Annotated in this window: 1 protein-coding gene; it reads left to right on the forward strand. The window is 47.8% G+C overall.

Annotated elements, in window-relative coordinates; translation table 11 throughout:
* On the forward strand, nt 1–393 hold a 393-nt coding region (locus H8K29_RS17740), incomplete at its 5' end, for a hypothetical protein (RefSeq protein ID WP_186898665.1).
* Nucleotides 394–429 lie beyond the last annotated feature (36 nt).

Consider the following 429-nt stretch of genomic DNA (forward strand, 5'->3'; position numbering starts at 1 on the left):
GGACTTCAACAGAGTCAGCAGAAGACTCTCAACCAAAAGACATGGTGTCGTCGCCATCACAACACTCAGCAACGACAACGTTCTCCCGCTTTTAAATCGAGCAAGATCCATCAGCGGCGATACATCTTCTGTCATGCCAACCTGGCTGCGCCGTTACCACGCCTCCTGCCGGATCCCTTAGAACGACTATTTGCACCTGAGAAATTAGTCGTTCTGAACCCAAAAATACAAATTGAACGCCGCACCCGGCAATCAGCCTCTCAAACCGATATTGAGAAGATGAGAAGAGGTGCGCGTATAGCGTGTCGTCTTGCTTACTCAAAAGTAAGTGATGGCATAAAAATGATGAAAAGTGCCGCTCAGCAAGCAGAGGACAGATATTTTTTGCAGTAAGCAGTACAGAGGGCATCGTTGATAAGCTAACGCTGA

This window comes from Undibacterium sp. CY21W (genome assembly GCF_014284265.1).
Lineage (GTDB): Bacteria > Pseudomonadota > Gammaproteobacteria > Burkholderiales > Burkholderiaceae_D > Undibacterium > Undibacterium aquatile.